Raw genomic sequence first — 20,255 nt, forward strand, 5'->3', positions numbered from 1 at the left:
TTTATTATTAGTTGCTTATGCTTGAGGTTGCCGCACTAAAAGAAGCAATGGCTGACAACTCATGCCTTTTTTTTAATCCAAATCAGCATAAGCTTATGATTAGACATTATAAAGCAAGCTATTCTATAATAAAAACAGATTGATAAGATATAAACTATCGGTTTTTTAGGTTAATGTGTACTTTAAAGTTTGATATTGCACACGAACAGAAAAGAGGAAGCCACATAGATAATGAAAAAAGCCGTCCAGAACCTACCCAAGATTACTCTGAAACAGCTGGCGGTATTTGTCAGTATTTATCAAACGGGAAGCACCAGTCGTGCGAGTGAACAGCTGCATTTATCACAATCAGCGGTTAGTAGTGCACTTACGGAGCTTGAGTCGCGCCTGCAAATGCTACTGTTTGAAAGGATTGGGCGCAGGCTGAACCATCACCCTAATGCGCATCCTGTCTACGTGCAGGCGCAAGCAATCTTGGGGCAGTCATTAGCGCTTGAGCATTATCATAAGAATCAAGCAGGGCAGATACATATTGGTGCCAGTACGACCATTGGCAATTATGTGTTGCCACCGCTGCTGGCTAAGTTGTATGACAAGCTCCCTGACGGCATTATTGGGGTAAATGTTGATATGTATATCGCCAATACCCAAGAGGTGGTAATGGAGGTTGAGCAACTGAATATTGATATTGCGCTAGTGGAGGGCATGCCGCGCCCGATAGATATGAAAGTCATTGAACAGCGAGCGTGGCGGACGGATACCTTGATGGTATTTGCGAAGTGTGATAGTAAATGGTTGGTGGGTTTGGCTGATTATAACGAAGAGGAGAATTGCTATCGGTTAACCACAGCGCAGTTGGCAACCCTACCGTTGTTAGTACGTGAGGCCGGTTCGGGTACAAGGCAAATTATTGATGAACAATTACTACAGCATATGCCTGATGCCGAGGTTATTATGGCTATTCAACAGTCAGAGGCCATCAAAAATATGGTCAGCGCCGACATTGGGCTAGGTTGTCTATCGCAACATGTTATTCAGGCAGAACTGGCAACAAGGAGCTTGGTACAGGTAAAAGTAGCGGGAATTGATTTGTCGCGTACCTGGTGGCTGGTGTGGCATAAAGCGCGCCATCAAAGCCCAATTTGGCAAACCTTTATTGATATTATTCAAGAAAGTTAAGTTTAAAAGTCGCATTAAAAAATAACCTGCATTAGTCGCATCAAAAAAGCGCTCTGTAATGAAAATATACAGAGCGCTTTTTATCAGTTTTAAATAAGTAAAAAAACTAACTGTTTTTTGACACGGGTTTATCGAGTCTAACGACGAGACTGTCACAGGGTACGTTGGGTAAGATATTATCCGCAGTAGCACCGCTCAGCCAAGCTGCAATACCGTGGCGCTCATGACGTCCAATCACTAGTAAGTCAACATTGTTTTTTTCACAATAATTGACGATACCTTCACTATTAGAGATAGCGGTAGTCACCTCAGAATTTACCACATTTAATTCATTACGTTCCAAAAACTGTGCCAGCTTTGCACGTGCTTCTTGGCAGCGTTCATCATCAATCTCATCATACAAGCTGGACGCAGGCACCAACTCATAGCCAAAGCCGACCATCGTATCTTTGACAATATGTAATACCGATAATTTAGACTCAGGGCGGTTCGAGACGATATGTTTGGCTTTTTGAGCGACTATATCGGCGTCGGATAATAAGTCCGTCACTAATAAAACATGTTGGTAAATCATGAGCGTAATCCTCGTAGCAGATAGTCTAACTATAACACTTCTTATCTTTAACCACTACCTTGACTTCTCAACATAAAAGCCCCATCTATTCTCGTTAGGTAAATTCCTTTTAGATGCTCTTTTTCAGAAATCGAACTTGCTATTAAATATGAAGATTACCCACGATTACAAAGACTGGCGATAAAGACCAAGACTACTCAAAATGCTTTTATATAAAAGCAATTCATATAAAAACTTAAGTGAATTTGATATAAAAACGCTTTGAGTCCCATTTTAATATTTAACTGTTGTTTACCCCGATACTAAGGGTGAATTATAAGGATAATTATGACTGACACGCTATTTACCGCTGATTTAACCCTGCATCCTGCCTTTGAGCTCATTGAACATCGCCATATTGAAGCCTTATCCATGGATGTGCTCATCAGTCAGCATGTGCAAACGGGCGCAATGCATTATCACTTGGCACACGCCAGTGATGAAAATGCCTTTTTGGTGGGCTTTCGCACCCAACCAATGGATTCAAAGGGTGAGGCGCATATCTTAGAGCATGTTGCCTTATGTGGCTCTAAGAAGTTTCCGGTACGGGATCCGTTCTTTTCGATGATTAAGCGTTCGCTTAATACCTTTATGAATGCGATGACTGCTGCCGATTGGACAGCATATCCGTATGCCACCCAAAATAAAAATGACTACTTTAATTTATTGGCCGTTTATCTTGACGCATCATTCTTTCCGAATATTCATCCGCTCGATTTTGCCCAAGAAGGCATTCGGGTTGAGTTAGATACTGACGATAAGCCGCAGTTTAAAGGCATCGTGTTTAATGAGATGAAAGGCGCGATGAGCGGTGAGATTGATCAGCTATATCATGCGGTTGCCCATCATTTATTTCCGACCACTACTTATCATTATAATTCAGGTGGCGATCCTGCCGACATTCCAGATTTGACCCATACGGAACTGGTTGAATTCCATCAAAGCCATTACCATCCATCGAACAGTGTGATTATGAGCTTTGGTAATATTCCAGTCGCTGAAATCCAAGCAAAAATCCATGACGATGCACTGATACAGTTTGAAACGGGCAAAAAACACGTCTCGCGTCCTGAGGTGCGCCTTGCCGCGCCTATTAGTGCAACGGATACTTATACTGCTGATGAAGAAGGTCCGGATCAAACTCATCACGTCGTTGCTTGGTTATTGCCAACGATTACCGATCCAAAACAACGCTTGGCACTGCGTCTACTTGAAGGCGTATTAATTGAACATGCTGGCTCGCCATTACGCGCGTATTTAGACAGCCATCCGCTAGGCAAAGCGCCAAGCCCATTATTGGGACTCGATGACAGCCACTATGAGATGGTGTTTTATACCGGTCTGCGCGGCTCAAATCCTGAACATGCTGAAGCCGTTGAACAAGGTATTATGGATTTATTGGCTCAAGTTGCAAGCCAACCAATAAATGAAGAAACGATCGAAACGATTTTGCATCAAATCGAAGTGGATCAACGTCATATTGGTGGCGATAGTATGCCTTACGGTCTTAACTTAATGTTAGAAGGTTTTAGTACCGCGATTCATGATGGCAATCCAATTGATATTTGGGAAGTTGATGAACATTTATTATGGCTCCGTGAACAGGTAAAAGATGAGCAATGGTTGCCTAATTTAATTAAGCATCATCTGCTCGAGAATCAGCACCGTGTACGGTTAACACTCACCCCCGATAGCGAAAAATCAGCCCGCATTGCCGCCGCTGAACAGACGCGCCTTGATACGATTGCAATGGATCTCACCGTCCATGATAAAGGTATTTTAAAACAACAAGCACTAGATTTGGCAGCGCGCCAAGCTGCCCCTGATGATTTAAGCTTATTACCAAAAGTTGGCTTAGAAGATGTGCCGACTGATATCAGCTTTAAGCAAGGTACGCAAAAACAAGTACAGTTAAGTGGCAAAGAAAGTACTTTGTTTGAATATGAAGCGGGCACTAATGGCTTATATTATTATCAAGTTATTGTCCCGTTAACGGATGCAATTGGTGATACAAGCTCAAGTGATCTACCAGCCAATGAGGTGATTAATCATCCGCTATTGCCAATTTATTTAAGCTTATTATCAGAATTGGGTACGGATTCAATGGATGCCTACCAGCTGCAAGCCAAGCAGGCTGCGCATTCATCAGGGGTGACCGCACGGGTTAGCCAACGCACGAATATTGATGATAGCCAATCGATAAGCAGCTATTTTGTGATGGCAACGCGCGCGCTCAATCGTAAGCCTGAAGCCATTGATTTGGTCAAAGAAGTGATGGAGCACAGCGTCTTTACGGAACACGCCCGTATCAAAGAAATCTTGCAGCAGCGTCAGTCGGGATGGCAGTCCAATCTTGCAGGCTCAGGTCATGCTTATGCGATGCAAACCGCCAGTCGCGGTATGAGCCGCCAGTCGCAGTTAGAATATGTGCGTAGTGGTTTGCCAGCGCTGAATGCCCTCAAAGACTTCTTAACGCACGCCTCAGCGGATGATGCCCTCTGGGATCAATTGGCAACCAGTTTGATGGCTTTACATCAACGCATTATCAGCTTACCTAAGCATACCCTTATTATTTGTGAGGCTGAGCAAACGGAACGCTTGAGTGACTTGATTGTGAACAGCTGGAAAGACAGTCGTGCAGAAGAGTTAGCAGAAAAAGATATTAATACTGAGAGTAATGTCCCAAGCGAGTTTGCTAACTTAACTCTAAATCCTGCCTTAGACGGTGAACAGAATACGGCTAAAGTTATTGAAGGTAGTGTGCCGGTTAACGTTGAAGACGACTTTAAAGATTTGGCATGGTTGGTTGCGACCAACGTTTATCATAATGCCAGTGCTTACACCGTACCCGCTGCTGACCATCCTGACACGGCAGCATTGATGGTGTTAGCGCCTTATTTACGTAATGGCTACTTGCATAGTGCGATTCGTGAGCGTGGCGGAGCGTATGGTGGTGGAGCAGGCTACGATGCCAATGCCTGCGCCTTTAAATTCTTCAGTTACCGCGATCCGCATTGTGCCGAGACTTATGCCCATTTTGATGCCAGCATTGAATGGCTATTAAATGAACCACAAACGGCTGAGCAGCTAGAGGAAGCTATCTTGGGTATCATCTCAGGGATGGACAAACCAGGCTCTCCAGCAGGCGAGGCAGTCAAAGCGTGCTTTGCCGATCTGCATCATCGTGGCATAGATTGGCAACGTAAAATGCGCGCGGAAATTTTAGAAGTGACGGTTCCTGATTTGCAGCGCGTAGCCAAGCAGTACTTGCAAGGTCAGAAGCATGTACGGGCAGTACTCGCGCCGTATGATAAAGAAGAGAACGTTAAAAACTTAGGCTTTACAGTGTGTAAAGTGAAAAGCTAAGTTTAAGCTTTATTGAAACAACTTAAATAATTAGCATTGTTTTCCATATACAAAAAACCACCGCTTTGACTCAAAGTGGTGGTTTTTATTGCTTATAGATAAATTGCGAACAGTTACGTTTTACACCGCTACTTTCGAATTAAATAATTTGCAAGGGCACTATAGGCAGGAAGTGAGGTCGGGTCAATTTTAGGATTGGATGACTCAGGATGCGAGGCAAAGCGCACGATAACCATATCGGCTGCTGGATCGACATAAATAGTCTGACCATGAACCCCGCGCGCTGCATAGACTGGCGTTGGATTATTAAACAACCACCAGAAGCTTTTATAATCGCCATTTTTTAGCTCGTCATATCCTGATTTGGCAAATATATCTTTAATACCGCCCGCTTGAATATGATCGACGACGGCAGATGGGAATAAACGTTTGCCGTTAATTTGTCCTTTATTCAGCATCAAGTCACCAATACGCGCCATGTCGTGCAGACCAGCACTCACACCGCCACCAGCGAAAGGCGTACCTTTACTATCAACTGTCATATACGCGCTTTGTTCAGCGCCCATTTTTTGCCAGATGCGCTCTGAGAGTAATTCATCAACCGATTTACCAGTGGTACGCGCGATAACCCAGCCGATAGCATCACTATTAATAGTGCGATAGTTAAATTCTGCACCATGGGTGCCTTTCTTTTTTACCGTTTGTAGATATTCGAAATAACCCTCTGGACCGTCGTAATCATCAGGCTTTGGCAACGGGTTAGACGCTTTGGCATACTTCCAGATATCGGAATCAGGGTCATCATACTCTTCGCTATAATCTAGCGCAGTCGTCATATCCATTACTTGCCGTACCGTTGCATCACCGAAGCCACTGTCTTTTAGCTCAGGAATAATGGAGCCGACCAGTGCGCTATCATCCAGCTTGCCTTCAGTAACTAACGTTTCAGCAAGTAGGCCCGTTAAGGACTTGGTCATTGACATCGCTGCATGATTGCCCAACTCATTCAGGCAACCGTTTTGACGCTCATACACGACTTTACCATGATGCATGACCATAATCCCATCGGTGTAATTAGCATCTAATGACTGCTGCCACGTCATTGATTTTTTGCTGCCTGTTGGGATAAAGGTTAAAGCATCGATATTTTTATCAAGGGCATAGTCAAGGCTTGACGGTGCACCGATACCGCGACTGACCTCAGTAGTGGGCAGTAATTCTCGCATATGGCATACCGACCAGCGCAGTTTTGGGAAGCTAAAAAAGTCAGACGACGGTTGAGATATCAGCTTGTCATCAGATGGTGGAAAGCCCTGCATCCAGCCCATCACTTGCGGATCGGATTCTTTAGCTGTTGAAGGGGTGTCGTCAGCGTGAGCACTCATACCTGATAGTCCAATAGCTAAGGTTAGCGGCAGTAAAATAAATGAGCGTTGTAGTAAGGTCAGCATATTATCCTTGAAAACTGGATGAGTGGATTAAATGATATCGTTCAATGAGCTTTTTAAATTATTGACAATAAAAAGCCGCTTATGAGAATTTAGAATAATTCTTATAAACGGCGGTTACCATCTGTTTTTGTAAGGTGCTTGCCCTAAACAGTTTGTATTTAGTAACGCTTAATACTTTGATCTTTACTGATATAGTCCTGATGAACCGGGAAGTCAGCATGATTATCGAACTGTTTACGGTCAGCGAAAAAATTGGTCAAGGTACGGCGTACCGCCTCAAACGCAATCTTATCCCACGGAATGTCTTCTTCAGTAAATAAGGCACAATCTAGGCTTTCAGAGCCAATACCATATGCGCCGTCTTTGAGGTCATTGAGGTAAATCATATAAATTTGACCAATATCTGGTAGGTCGTAAATACAGTATAAATGTGGATTGGTCACGACCGCATCCGCTTCCTCAAAGCTCTCACGTGCTGCACCTTCAGCGATGGTTTCGCCATTTTCCATAAAGCCTGCAGGCACCGTCCATAAACCATATTGTGGCTCAATTGCCCGTCTACATAGCAGCACTCTACCTTTATGTACCACCAATGAGCCGCAAATTACTTTTGGATTTTCATAATGAATATAATGACAATTTGGGCATACCAAACGCGGTATATTATCAGTGGGGGGAATTTTTTTTTCCGCTTCATGACCGCATTCTAAACAATAGCGCATATTAACTGCCTTTTATTAATGAGAGGAGGTATAAAATATTTTTAGACATTTTTGAATATTATTTTTATTATGTTATGACCATATTCGATGAAAGTAATTTTAGTTATCAGCCGTTATAAGATAGCACAAATTTTCCCAGCGCTTAGTAGTGATAATGAGTGGTGACAATCGGAAGGTGTTATTTGTAAGTGAGAAAGCAGCTATCATTACTATTGAAAAATGTCGGCACGAGCATCATTAAAATAGTTAATGCTTCATTGCTAAATTTTAATTAGCACTATCTAGAATAGTGCCTGCCTCTACCGATATTGTATAAATTAAAACGATGACAATCAAGCCACTGGCGCCGACGAGCGTCGGGATAATTAAAAAACTCCGTGGCGCGCCACCGAGTATGACATGAGCAAGCAACTTGTTATCAAATGAGCCTAGAATCATCGCCACATTTTGCCAATTAATAATAAGTGCCAGTCCTACTGTTGTTAATGTACCGCCAATTCAAGCAACTAAAATGATTAATAACGGCAGTCTTTCGGGGTAAGTATCGATTTTTCCTTGCATGTTGTTTGATGAAATAATCTTATTCTCTATCGATTTCTAACTATTAATTCCTAACTATACTATTAGTTTTAAATATTGTTTCTTAAATCTTATAATAGTGACAGTGCTAAAGGTTCGATTCATGCTAACTGTCTTTTTATATTGATAGTATTCTTTACTAATAGCTGATCGTAACAACGTTGAATACTTACTAAAATACAGAGTTAATAGAAATATAGAATTGAGTAAAAACAGTTCTGGCCATAATATAGGACGAACATTGTAATGATTATACCGCAGTATTCGGCACGTTTTGATGATTTAGCAGTTGCTCTGCCGGCTTATATTCGTCAGCCAGTTCTCAGGCAGCTGGCAGAACGCATGCAGGGTGAGTTATTAGGCACGGCAATTCCATCGCCACTGCGATTTGATGTGACCGATGCGAACAATATGATTGCTCATAGTACGCGTATTTTAGATAAACTATATCAGACCCCAATCGCAGACGCCTCGGTATTGGTAGCGATTACTCATGAAGCGCGCCCCAAATTATTATTGACGCGCCGTGCCATACACATGACCAGTCATGCCGGTGAAGTATCTTGTGCGGGCGGTAAATATGAACATGGCGACGGCAATAATGTGGTTACAGCTTTACGTGAAGCCTGTGAGGAAATCGCGCTACCACCAAATAAGGTTCAGCTACTGGGCCAGTTGCCCATTCAAACCTCAAAAAGCGGCATGAGCGTGCGCCCAATTGTGGCGCTAATTGCGCCAGATTTAGTATTAGTACCTGAGCTTGGGGAGATATCCCGTATCTTTTGGGCGGACTTTGAGTTACTCATCGACCAACCTACCGTAGAGTATTCGGTGGAGTATGCTATGCAGAGCCATTTACCACAGCAGACCGCTACTTTACTGACTCCCAGTTGGCAAATTGACGGCGAAACCGTTTGGGGGTTAACTGGAAAAGTCATTGCCAGCTTACTTGAAACTGGCTTTGATCGGCAGCTAGAATGGTACTATCATATAAAAAACGCGCGGGGATAAAACTTGGCGCGTTAATAATGAATATAAGCAAACCGCTTGTATAGCTTTTATTATAAAGATTTCTAGCTTTTTTTATCTCCTACAATATTCCATTTGTTACTTATGGCAGTCGTTATTCATCACTTTATAATAATCGATACTTATTACGAGCGTGACTGATAACAGCGACTACTTATAATAATCATCGTTTTTCTTTAGCCACCAGTTCATATTATCTTGACGCTTGGCGCGAAATTGCTCTAACTTATCAGCGACAGTGCTATTGTGCTGGCGTGCCGTATCGAGGGCAAATAAAATTGGTACGGAAGATAATACCCCAAAGCGGATTTTTGACTTAGGCAACTCTAACCCATCACCGATATCATCGCCGACTAAGGTGCGGGTGACACTGGCATTGACCATCTCAACAAAGCGTCCACGGCGATTGTCCTCACCCATCAGCTGGCGTGGCAAGTCGTGTAACGCTTTTGCCAATGGTTGTCCCATCTTAAAATCGAGCTGCTGAATGGATAAATAAGTATACAGCCACTCCCAACAAGCCGTCTCATCTTTGGGTAAGCGCTGCAAATCTACGCCCATCCAATAGCTGGCTAGATTCCATAAATGCAAGATACCTTCGGCTTCCTCGCGACTGATACGCGCGCCTAACAGTCGCAGCCCGCGCATAATCAATAATGAAAACTGCAAGTGAGTGGCGACCATGTCTGTCTGATTAATGGGTACACCCCAATAGTCGGTATTCCAGCTGCCATCGGCATTATGATGCTGTGCGGTATCGTCTATCACGCCATTCGCCGCATTCAGTTTGCCTTTCAGTAAGTTTTGGCGAACAAGAGTATGAATTTGGCGTACTTTAATAGATTGCTTCCAGCCTTCAGAACCAATCTCTAGCACTTGGGCACTGCTGTTATTAACACTTGTTAAAGGCGCATGCTCAGATACCGCCAAAATATAAGCGTAAGTACGCATCAAACGCGGTAGAGCATCGTGCATCAATGCACCGGTTTGGATCAGCGGTAAAGATAGGGCAGGAATACTATAGCCAGCCATTAGTGCGACATTACGTAATAACCAAATCAGCATTAACGGATAACGGCGATAGGCAATAGCACCAATTTGCGCAAGCTTAGGATCGAACCAATCTGGATGGCTGCTAAATTGTGACGTTAATGCCATAAATTCAGCATTATTGCTAAGCTCAGGATTTATATCATCATCAAGAATAGCTTGTTGCAACGGCTTAGCAAAGCGCACGCCATCCAGTGCCAGTCTATCGGCTAGCGGATCACCAATGTCATAGCCTGCGACCATCTCTTTTAATAAAATAGGAGAAATGGTAAAGTCTTTTGGTAGCAAGTAACGTTTAATACGCTTTAAAACTTGTAAATCACTGTGGTCAGAGATGTCAGTCGTGCGTCCGTGACGCTGATAACTTGCAGTATCATTATTAATGTCCATAGCCATTATGCAACCTCTACTCAATCTACTATGAATAAGTTTAGTGACGGGTTAAATCTACTGACTGGCCACTAACATTGTCTTTTAGCGCGACTTTCAACATGAGATAACCGGCAATACCTGACACGATAGAACCCATAATGATACCCAGACGCTCATCAAACAGTGGGGTTGCGCCACCAAATGCTAAGCCACCGATAAATAAGCTCATGGTGAAGCCGACACCACATAATAAGGCAGCACCGTAGATTTGTTTAAAATTCATACCCTTTGGCATCGTTGAGATACCAAGCTTAAAGATAATCCAGCACATAATCATCACGCCCAATTGCTTACCGATAAATAGACCGGCAGCAATGCCAAGGGGTACGGAATGGAACAGCTCAGTAATGCCTGCACCTTTGAGCGAAATACCAGCATTGGCAAAAGCAAATAGAGGCAGAATACCATAGGAGACAGTATTTTGTAGGTCGTGTTCCAATTCTTCTAATGGCGAATGCTCAGGGTCAGTGCGGTCGAACAGGGGAATAAACAACGCCAATACAACCCCTGCTAACGTCGCATGAATGCCAGATTTCAGCACGAAAATCCACATGATGACACCGATAAGCAAATACGGCGTAATGCTCGTTACGTTTCGGCGGTTAAGTAGATATAAAAACGGTAAACATAAGCCAGCGAGGGCAAGTGAGCCTAAAGATAAGTCACTAGTATAAAATAAAGCAATAATTAAAATGGCGCCAATATCATCAAAAATGGCAATCGATACCAAGAATACTTTTAAGGAATTTGGGACACGGTTGCCGAGTAAGCTTAAAATACCCAGCGCGAAGGCAATATCGGTTGCGGTGGGAATCGCCCACCCTTTTAAAAACTCAGGTTCGTGATAGTTAAAAGCCACATAGACGATGGCAGGGAAAATCATCCCACCCAATGCTGCCCCAGCGGGTAAAACAATCTGCTTGAGATTAGACAGCTCACCGATGAGTACTTCGCGTTTGAGCTCAAGTCCTACCAAGAAAAAGAAAACAGCCATGAGACCATCGTTAATCCAATGATGCGCGTCTTTAGCAATGGCAAAACTACCAACTTGAATGGCAACGGGTGCATGAATAAAGGATTCATACCACGTATTGAGAGAAGTGTTGGCAATAATCATCGCAGCAATAGCAGCCAGTGCTAGTACAATGCCGCCCGATGCGTCGAGATCAAAAAACGCTTTAATTCTTCTTATTGCCATGTCGTCCTCATTGGTTAAATAGATACCGTAAACTCAGGTAATCCTTGGCTGGCGTCTTACCGCGTCACCGAAGATTTGCCTTAGTCTCTCATAGTTTTATCATTATAAACAACAAAATGCGTTAAACAATCCATAGTTGCGCCATTACTGTCAGTTATGAGTCATTATTATAGGTGAGCAGTTGTCATATGCTTGACTACTCACTGTGATGACATAGTGCCATATGTTGATAATATCAGACGCAGTAACGCTTACACTTCTCACAAATATAGAAAAATTTATGACGTTTCAGCTTTTTTTACGCTTTTAACCTTATAATAAGTCGCTTTTATCTTACTCTGACTATAACTTTCTAGTCCCACCAATAAATTTATCACATCAGCCGTATTCTTAACCCTAACGTTTAGAGTTAGTCTCTCTTCGTATTACAAATTTTTGCTAAGGTCAGTTTTATGGACGTCTCGCTCACTCTAGAAGTTATTCTCATGCTTACAGCAGTAGCAGCGCTCGCCGGATTTATTGACGCGATTGCGGGCGGCGGTGGTCTGCTAACCATTCCTGCGATGCTGCTTGCTAATATTCCGCCTATATTGACCTTGGGAACGAATAAACTGCAAGCCGCATCGGGAGCGTTGGCGGCGTCTATCACTATGATTAGAAATCGTGTGGTTCAGCCGAGACAAATCAAGACGGCTATAATTGCCGCGTTTCTTGGATCAATTATTGGGTCGATTGCGGTACAGTTATCGCCACCTGACATATTAGAAAAGCTGATTCCATTTCTGATTGCGGCGATTGGTATTTATACTTTATTTGCGCCAAAACTGGGGGCGGTAGAGACTAAGCCGCGTATCAGTGAAGGTAAGTGGCAAAAAGTAGCTGCGCCAATAATAGGTTTTTATGATGGCTATATGGGACCGGGAACGGGGATGTTTTTTGCACTGGGCAATGTGGCATTGCGTGGTCGGCGCATTGTTGAAGCTACCGGTGCGGCAAAGGTGTTAAATTTATCTACCAATATTGGCTCGTTGATATTCTTTATATTGGGCGGCAACGTGTTGTGGAAAGTAGGATTAGCGATGATGGTTGGCCAAACCATTGGCGCGTATTTTGGCTCACATATGGTAATGAAAGGCGGTAGCAAACTGATTCGTCCGATGATTGTCTTAGTATGCCTTGCGATGGTGACCAAATATGTCTTGGGCTAATCGGATAAATGTCTTATCTTTTAAATAAAAATGCACTAAATAAAATAAACCGTTATCAGCAATAATAAAAACCCCAGTCATATCAGCTGGAGTTTTTTATTTAGCAAATGAATCATGAATACTGAATCAACCATTGATAAACAATTATGAACGGCGTTTGATATCGTCGTATTCACTACCCATAATCCCATCGCTAAACACCTCGGAGAGTTCACGCTCGCTGTCTGCATCGATATGACCGTCGAACATCTCTTTTGCACCCGCATCAGGATCATTGTATATTGCTAAGTCCATCTCACCCTCTGATTTTGCAACGATGACCGTGACCGCGGCATCGCCACCGACGTTCACTGCCGTGCGCAACATATCGAGAATACGGTCAACGCCTAAAATCAGACCAATACCTTCAACAGGTAGCCCGACTTGGGCAAATACCATTGATAGCATAATCAGACCTACACCCGGAACACCTGCGGTACCGATAGAGGCTAGCACTGACATCAAGATGACGGTTAGATATCCTGTGATTCCTAATTGAACGCCATACAGATTGGCGATAAAGATAGTCGCCGTTCCTTGCATGATTGCCGTGCCATCCATATTGATGGTCGCGCCAAATGGAATGGTAAAGGAAGCCACTGAGTTATTAACGCCCATACGCTTGGTGACCGTGCGTAAAGTAATAGGAATCGTCGCATTTGAGCTTGAGGTACTAAAGGCAAAGATTTGTACTTCGCGCATTTTTGCCAAAAAAGTTCTAATCGATAAACCTGAAGTCAGTTTGAGTATCACCATCATTGTCACAAAAAAGTGGAAGAAAAGTGCACCGACTAATACCGCGACATAACCCAATAACGACCAAATAAGATCAAAGCCAAGCTCAGCCATTGCTTTTGTAAGCAGTGCAAACACACCGTACGGCGCGAGATTCATAATGATAGTCACCATTTTTAGAATGACTTCATTAATCAGCTCTAAGCTTTGTACCAAACCTTTTGCAGGTTTACCCACCATTAAAATACTGATACCGATTAACATCGCAAAAAAGATAATCGACAGCATATCGCCATTTGCCATCGCGCTGATGGGGTTGGAGGGGATAATGTTAGAGAAAACATCAAGGAGTGGTGGCGCTGACTCGGCTTCGAATACCGCTTTGGTTTCGATTTGCATGCCTTTACCAATACCAAATAGTGAACCAAGCCCAATAGCGGTGGTAATCGCCAGCGCTGTGGTTACCATATAGATAAAAAATGTCTTGCCACCAATACGTCCTAATAGACGAATATCACCAATACCGCACACCCCACAAATTAGCGAAATAAGTACTAAGGGCACGACCAGCATTTTCAGAGAGTTGACAAATAACTTACCTACGATGGCAAAAAAACCATTGGTCACATAGGTATTAACAAAGCTGCCTTCACCATTTAACCTCAAATAGTTGATGAGTAAACCCAGTAAGATGCCAAGTATCATGGCAACGATAATCTTGCCAGTCAATCCCATATTTTTCCACATAACCCTATCCTTTGTGTCCGTAATACGTGGCAGTCGATACCAGCATGACACCAATGCGATGATCATGATTACCGTTACTGCACTCGTTATTACGTCTATAAATGTATTGTCAGTCGTCCGCTTACAGACTTTCGGGAGACAATATAAAATAATAGTTAGGGGTACTGCAAGATTTTTTTATGAGTCGGCAAATTTTGTGCTCTAATTGTACAGTCTAAATAAGACAAAATAATCGTTAAAAAAAATATTGAGGAAAATGAGCCATAAAAAAGCAAGGCTGCCTACTATAGGCAGCCTTGCTTTTTATCTTTAACTTGTCATATGTATATTAATGGAATACTAACAGGTGAGGGTTTGATAAAAGGGTAAGCTCAATATAGAGCCTTATGCTTTATCATCGTTTTCGCGGTGCAGACCGTCTTTCCATTTGGTATTGTCACTGCTGTGATTGTCACTCATACGGTGGCTTAGCGTTGCCTCAGCATCACGGCTACGATGACTGAGCGCTTCTGCTTTAGGATGCGCTTTATTAAAGTTAGTTTGCCCCTTAATCTCTTGAGCAGTGTTTTGCTCATTTATCGTTTTAACATCACCGTCAGACTCGTAACCATGGTCTGGATTGGTATCTCCAGTTTGCGAATCGTTAGTTTCCTTGGTGCTATCCATTGCTGAGTCATTATTTACCTGCGTACCGTTTTTTAATTGTGCCGCGTTTTTTATTTGCGCATAGTCAGTAAGCTTGTCTACCGCATTTTCTAAACTGTGCGGATTGGTACGCACGTGTACTTGCTCTAGATGGGCATCAAAGGTGTCGGTTAAGAGGGAGTCAAAACGTAGCGCGTTATAGTTGATGAGTGTTTCTGCTTCTTCTTCGCTAATATCACCATTTTGACTGGCATACACCACATAATCTTCAAAGGTTAAGCCTTCAAAGCTGCCCTTATGTTCGGCTTTTTTAAACTTTTGCCATAACGGTTCAATCTCAAGCAAGGTCTGATAGGCGTGTTCCATACGACCGGTAACATCATCTGGCTCGGTATTGTAATATACCATCGTTTTTAAATAATCACGGAACGGGTTGGCTTCGAAATCATCCATAAAAATGTCGCCAAGTTGCCTTTTTAGCTCGTCACTGGCAGGCGTAAAGATGCGTCCGCTTGGAAAGGTGACAAAGCTGACCACGCCCGCTGCCAACTGATTGGGGAAGTTGGCAAAGAAGGAGACAAAGGCTTCTTGAATGGTGTATAGGCTGTCCTGTAACGCCACTTCAGCATGCAAGCGTTCAGCTTCTGATTGGCTGCCATTTTGATAAAACTGCAATATGGCACTAGCAATAAATAAATGACCATGAATGTCTGCTAAGCGACCAGAAAGCATCTCTTTACGCTTCAAATCGCCCGCAAGTAAGCCCAATGCCATATCTGCGGTAAGCGCAAAGCTAGCACTTAAGCGGTTAATATGTTTGTAATAAGGACGGGTAAAGCTATCGGCAAAAAGGGGTGCATCATTACTGCCACCCATGTAACCAGCAACAAAAGCCTTAGCACCGCGATTAAAGGTATAGCCTAAATGCTTGAAGAATAATTTATCAAAGGGCTTAAGGGCAGCTTTTTTATCGTCACTTTGTAAAAGCTGTAGCTCATCGAATAGATAAGGATGGCAGCGCATCGCTCCTTGACCAAATATCATCAGTGAGCGCGTCAAAATATTTGCGCCCTCAACGGTTATAGAGACTGGAATGGCTTGATAAGGAATGGCTAAAAAGTTACGCGGGCCCATTTGAATGGCACGGCCACCGACCACATCCATACCGTCATTGACGACGCCACGCATGGTTTCGGTGGCGTAATATTTCGCCATAGCCGTCATAACCGAGGGTGTGCCCCCTTCGTTAAGCCCGCAAGTGACGAGATGACGAAAGGCCTCTAACATATAGGTTTGGCTCGCAATACGGCTGGTAGCATCTTGCACGCCTTCGAACTTGCCGACTGAGATTTTGAACTGTTCACGTACTTTGGCAAATGCGCCAACTGATAAATAAGTCATGCCACCCGCTGAGGTCGACAAAGCAGGTAGTGAGATGCCGCGACCAACGCCCAGACATTCCATCAGCATCCGCCAACCACGTCCCGCATTTTCGACGCCGCCAATAATATAATCGAGTGGAATAAAGACATCGGTGCCATCAACCGTACCATTCATAAATGGCGAGCCGCTCGGATAGTGACGCGGACCGATAATAACGCCTTCATGGTTGGCAGGCACTAGAGCACAAGTAATACCATAATCGGTCTTATTAATATCCCCTAATAACGCTTCAGGGTCATACATTTTAAAGGCGAGTCCGACTACTGTAGCAATTGGCGCCAGCGTGATCCAGCGCTTAGAGAAGTTCATCCGTAGACCTAGCGTATGCTCGCCGTCATGCATACCATAACAAACTACCCCTGTATCAGGAATCGCACCCGCATCGGAGCCTGCTTCAGGGCCCGTGAGACCAAAGCACGGAATCTCATCGCCTTTAGCTAAGCCCGGTAGCCAGCGCCGTTTTTGTGCTTCCGTACCATAATGCATCAGTAATTCACCAGGCCCCAGAGAATTGGGCACCATGCAGCTAACGGCTGCCGTCGGTGAGCGTGAGGCAATTTTACTCATTACGCGGCTTTGGGCGTAAGAGGTAAATGCCAAGCCACCATATTTTTTAGGGATAATCAGACCTAAAAAGCCATTGTCTTTAATAAATTGCCACGCTTCGGGCGACAACTCTTTATCTTCATGTTGAATTTTCCATTCATCAAGCATCGCGCACAGCACTTCAACTTCATTATCAATAAAACTTTGTTCTTCAGTTGATAATTGCGGATAAGGGTAATTGGCAAACGTTCTCCAGTTTGGCTTCCCCATAAACAGCTCTTTTTCCCACCAGCTGGTACCCGCATCAAGCGCCTCACGTTCAGTATCGCTCATACTCGGCATTGCACCGCCCAAAGCTTTATACACCGGTTTTGTAATCAGTATTTTTCGGATTGGTGGAATGAGTAATACTAAGCATAATAGTGCGATTGGCGCGCCCAAAATCAGGGACCACGGACTGATAAAAGCGGTCACCAATACCGTGATAATGGCAACGATACTGCCCGTGATGCGCGACAATGACTGTAAAAAGATGGCCAAAACGACGGCTAACTGTATGAGTACTGCCAAAATAAATAAGCCAATCGCCATGACTGTCTCCTTAGCAAAGAGTGAATGAACAATATGAAGGTTTTCAAATAATACAATTTGATTAATAAAGATGAGTTAATAATAAGGTTTAAAGCCCAGTTAATAGTAAGTTTTTATTAACAATAGCAGTCAACTACTCATAAGTGTCAATGATAACGCTTAATAAAACATAAAGAACGCTATTCGCTCAAAAAACAGTAAGAAAAAGTAAATATATTTTAACCCATGCTATAGATGACGGACACAAATTTAGGCATCAATATGAAATGCCTCTTGCCTCTTGCCTCTTGCCTCTTGCCTCTTGCCTCTTGGTTCTTGCCAATTATCAATAAAGAAACAGCAGTGCTGTGTCAATTATCTATAGCAGTAGTCACAGCACAGGTTCAGATGAAAAATGATTATTAATTAACTTAGCCTTCCAATAGGAATAGCTAACTGAAAAGCTACTTGCTAGCTGAAAGGTGCCAAGCCGTTTTCAGCATAAGATAGCGTATCATTGCGCCCGACAATAATATGATCAATGAGAGATAAGTCTATTAAGTCACAAGCTTTTTTTAGCTCATAAGTTAAAAGGTTATCTGCTGTTGAAGGCTTGGCATCGGTATGAGGGTGATTATGCGCGACAATTAATTGGCTGGCAGCGTGGGTCAACGCATGACGGAGTACGTGCTTGATACAGACCGAGCAGGATGAGATACCGCCCGTAAATAGGATCTCATAGTTGAGTAAGTTGAGCGCATTGTCCAAGCACAGTACTGCAAAAACCTCGCGGTGCTCTCCACGCAATTGGGTGCTGATATAGTCTTTGACCACTTGTGAGCGCCCAAGCGCTTGCCCGGTTTTCAGCTGACTGTCTAGATAGCGGGTACCCATCTCAAGCGAAGCAAGGATTTGCGCATATTTGGCAGGGCCGATACCATGGCAGGCAAGCACCTCTTCTTTTGGTGCGGATAGTAGTTCGGCAAGACTGCCAAAATGGGTAATCAGATACCGCGCAAGCTCAATAGCGGATTGCGCTTGGGTGCCTGTGCGTAAAAATATGGCTAATATTTCGGCATCAGATAAGTGTGCTGCCCCAAACTTTAATAGCTTTTCACGTGGTCGGTCGTCTTCGTGCCAATCTTTGATAGCCATTAATATTCCTTGAGAATGAGGTGCTTACGGAACGAGTAGAGATAAGCATGGAAAATATTACCCAATTTAACGCATAATTGTTACTATAAGCGCAATCATATCCTTCAACCTCATTCTGTTAAAAATGCCACGCTTATGACAAACGTTCTGCTTGCTATTACTGGCGGTATCGCCGCTTATAAATCTGCTGTATTTGCTCGTCTTTTAATGAAAGCGGGATATGAGGTGCGCGTCATTATGACGGTGGGCGCGCAAGCTTTTATTACCCCGCTGACTTTACAAGCCTTAACAGGTAATGAGGTACATACCTCCTTACTTGATGAACATGCTGAAGCAGGTATGGGTCATATCGAGCTAGCAAAATGGGCTGATCTCGTTATCATTGCGCCTGCTTCAGCCAACACCTTAGCAAGGCTCGCGATGGGTATGGCTGATGACTTATTGACCACCGTATGTTTAGCAACCACGGCACCCGTCATCATTGCGCCTGCCATGAATCAGCAAATGTGGGCGCATCCGGCGGTCACTCTTAATGTCATGACGCTACGCGATATGAATTATCATATCATTATGCCAGAAAGTGGTGAGCAAGCGTGTGGCGATGTGGGCGCGGGGCGGTTACCTGAGCCTGAGCAGTTATTGGCTGAGATACGCATGTTTAGCGCCCAACAAATTATTCCGCAACGTCTGTTAGGTAAAACGGTGGTTATTACCGCGGGACCTACGGTCGAAGCTATTGATCCGGTACGCTATTTATCCAATCACTCTTCAGGAAAGATGGGCTTTGCTTTAGCGCGCGCTTGCGTTGAAGCAGGCGCTGAGGTAATTTTAATCGCTGGCGGTAAAGTCGCATTGCCAACACCGCTTGGCGTTACGCGTATCGATGTGTTGTCAGCGCAAGAAATGCTCATTGTTGCCCAGCAATGTGTTGCCGGAACGCACAACGTACTTCAGTTTAAAGAAGAAGCGCACGATCATAATCACCATCATGAGCACGACCATGGCGACTGCGGTTGTAATGACGACAACCATGATGACCACGCTAAAGTCTCTACGGAAGATGGTAGCCTAGTCGCAGATATATTCATCTCGACCGCCGCCGTTGCTGATTACCGTACTGAAGAGGCCGCGCCGCAAAAGATTAAAAAAACCCAAGATATAATGACGCTTAATCTGATCAAAAATCCTGATATATTAGCAACTATTTCTCATGCGCATCCAGAATTATTTGTGGTGGGCTTCGCCGCCGAAACTCAAGACGTGGAACACTATGCCCGTGGTAAACTGGTCGCTAAAGACTTAGACATGATTGCCTGTAATGATGTCTCACGCGCGGATATTGGTTTTGCAAGTGACAACAATGCGATGCAAGTATTTTTCGCTGAGTATTATCAGCAAGATATGGTCACTCTTGATAAAGCCAGTAAAGATGATATTGCCAAGCAACTGACCGCTATTATTGGTGAAACTCTGTTGCAGCGTCAACATGGTTAATAGCATTAGTCATTCTAACAGTAAAAAATAGTATGTATGAAGCATCCAATATTA

At 43.6% G+C, this 20,255-nt stretch carries 14 protein-coding genes; 5 read left to right on the forward strand and 9 right to left on the reverse strand.

The window, feature by feature from the left end:
* The first annotated feature begins 231 nt into the window (after nt 1-231).
* The gene (locus ES754_RS09460) at nt 232-1,179 is read left to right on the forward strand and encodes a LysR substrate-binding domain-containing protein (RefSeq protein ID WP_147223953.1); all 948 of its coding nucleotides are present in this window, start codon (nt 232-234) and stop codon (nt 1,177-1,179) included.
* Nucleotides 1,180-1,285: 106 nt separating this feature from the next.
* Here ES754_RS09460 and ES754_RS09465 read toward each other — a convergent pair whose 3' ends face one another.
* Nucleotides 1,286-1,753, reverse strand: coding sequence for a universal stress protein (locus tag ES754_RS09465; RefSeq protein WP_147223954.1), 468 nt, complete (start codon nt 1,751-1,753; stop codon nt 1,286-1,288).
* A 327-nt stretch (nt 1,754-2,080) separates the two neighbouring features.
* Between ES754_RS09465 and ES754_RS09470 the strand changes: the two genes are divergently transcribed.
* Entirely contained in the window at nt 2,081-5,158 is a 3,078-nt protein-coding gene (locus tag ES754_RS09470; protein WP_147223955.1) for an insulinase family protein, read from the forward strand.
* A gap of 128 nt (nt 5,159-5,286) precedes the next feature.
* Here the strand turns inward: ES754_RS09470 and ES754_RS09475 are convergent, their stop codons facing one another.
* The 3 genes from ES754_RS09475 to ES754_RS12290 all read right to left on the reverse strand — a co-directional run bounded on the left by ES754_RS09475 (nt 5,287) and on the right by ES754_RS12290 (nt 7,775).
* The gene (locus ES754_RS09475; RefSeq protein ID WP_147223956.1) at nt 5,287-6,609 is read right to left on the reverse strand and encodes a serine hydrolase domain-containing protein; all 1,323 of its coding nucleotides are present in this window, start codon (nt 6,607-6,609) and stop codon (nt 5,287-5,289) included.
* Nucleotides 6,610-6,767: 158 nt separating this feature from the next.
* Nucleotides 6,768-7,331, reverse strand: a complete 564-nt coding sequence (locus ES754_RS09480; RefSeq protein ID WP_147223957.1) for an NUDIX hydrolase — start codon at nt 7,329-7,331, stop codon at nt 6,768-6,770.
* A gap of 267 nt (nt 7,332-7,598) precedes the next feature.
* A complete protein-coding gene (locus ES754_RS12290) occupies nt 7,599-7,775 on the reverse strand; it encodes a hypothetical protein (protein WP_227677828.1) in 177 nt (58 codons plus the stop codon).
* A 381-nt stretch (nt 7,776-8,156) separates the two neighbouring features.
* Between ES754_RS12290 and ES754_RS09490 the strand changes: the two genes are divergently transcribed.
* The gene (locus ES754_RS09490) at nt 8,157-8,921 is read left to right on the forward strand and encodes an NUDIX hydrolase (RefSeq protein WP_147223958.1); all 765 of its coding nucleotides are present in this window, start codon (nt 8,157-8,159) and stop codon (nt 8,919-8,921) included.
* Nucleotides 8,922-9,089: 168 nt separating this feature from the next.
* Here the strand turns inward: ES754_RS09490 and ES754_RS09495 are convergent, their stop codons facing one another.
* Both ES754_RS09495 and nhaA read right to left on the reverse strand, forming a co-directional pair.
* On the reverse strand, nt 9,090-10,385 hold the full coding sequence (locus tag ES754_RS09495) for an oxygenase MpaB family protein (RefSeq protein ID WP_147223959.1): 1,296 nt from the start codon (nt 10,383-10,385) through the stop codon (nt 9,090-9,092).
* 34 nt (nt 10,386-10,419) lie between these two features.
* Nucleotides 10,420-11,619 (reverse strand): Na+/H+ antiporter NhaA, encoded by a 1,200-nt coding sequence (gene nhaA, locus ES754_RS09500; protein ID WP_147223960.1) that lies wholly within the window; start codon nt 11,617-11,619, stop codon nt 10,420-10,422.
* A 452-nt stretch (nt 11,620-12,071) separates the two neighbouring features.
* On the opposite strand from nhaA, the gene ES754_RS09505 reads away from it, so the two are divergent.
* Nucleotides 12,072-12,827 carry a TSUP family transporter gene (locus tag ES754_RS09505; RefSeq protein WP_147223961.1) on the forward strand — a complete coding sequence of 252 codons (756 nt, stop codon included), beginning with the start codon at nt 12,072-12,074 and terminating at the stop codon, nt 12,825-12,827.
* Nucleotides 12,828-12,971: 144 nt separating this feature from the next.
* Here ES754_RS09505 and ES754_RS09510 read toward each other — a convergent pair whose 3' ends face one another.
* From ES754_RS09510 to radC, 3 genes are all read right to left on the reverse strand, one after another.
* Entirely contained in the window at nt 12,972-14,348 is a 1,377-nt protein-coding gene (locus tag ES754_RS09510; RefSeq protein WP_147223962.1) for a dicarboxylate/amino acid:cation symporter, read from the reverse strand.
* A gap of 384 nt (nt 14,349-14,732) precedes the next feature.
* Nucleotides 14,733-17,573, reverse strand: coding sequence for an acyl-CoA dehydrogenase (locus ES754_RS09515; RefSeq protein ID WP_147223963.1), 2,841 nt, complete (start codon nt 17,571-17,573; stop codon nt 14,733-14,735).
* Between the two features lie 450 nt (nt 17,574-18,023).
* A complete protein-coding gene (gene radC / locus ES754_RS09520; RefSeq protein ID WP_147223964.1) occupies nt 18,024-18,707 on the reverse strand; it encodes a RadC family protein in 684 nt (227 codons plus the stop codon).
* Between the two features lie 135 nt (nt 18,708-18,842).
* On the opposite strand from radC, the gene coaBC reads away from it, so the two are divergent.
* Nucleotides 18,843-20,201, forward strand: coding sequence for a bifunctional phosphopantothenoylcysteine decarboxylase/phosphopantothenate--cysteine ligase CoaBC (coaBC, locus tag ES754_RS09525; protein ID WP_147223965.1), 1,359 nt, complete (start codon nt 18,843-18,845; stop codon nt 20,199-20,201).
* Nucleotides 20,202-20,255 lie beyond the last annotated feature (54 nt).

This window comes from Psychrobacter frigidicola (assembly GCF_007997305.1).
GTDB classification, from domain to species: Bacteria; Pseudomonadota; Gammaproteobacteria; order Pseudomonadales; family Moraxellaceae; genus Psychrobacter; species Psychrobacter frigidicola.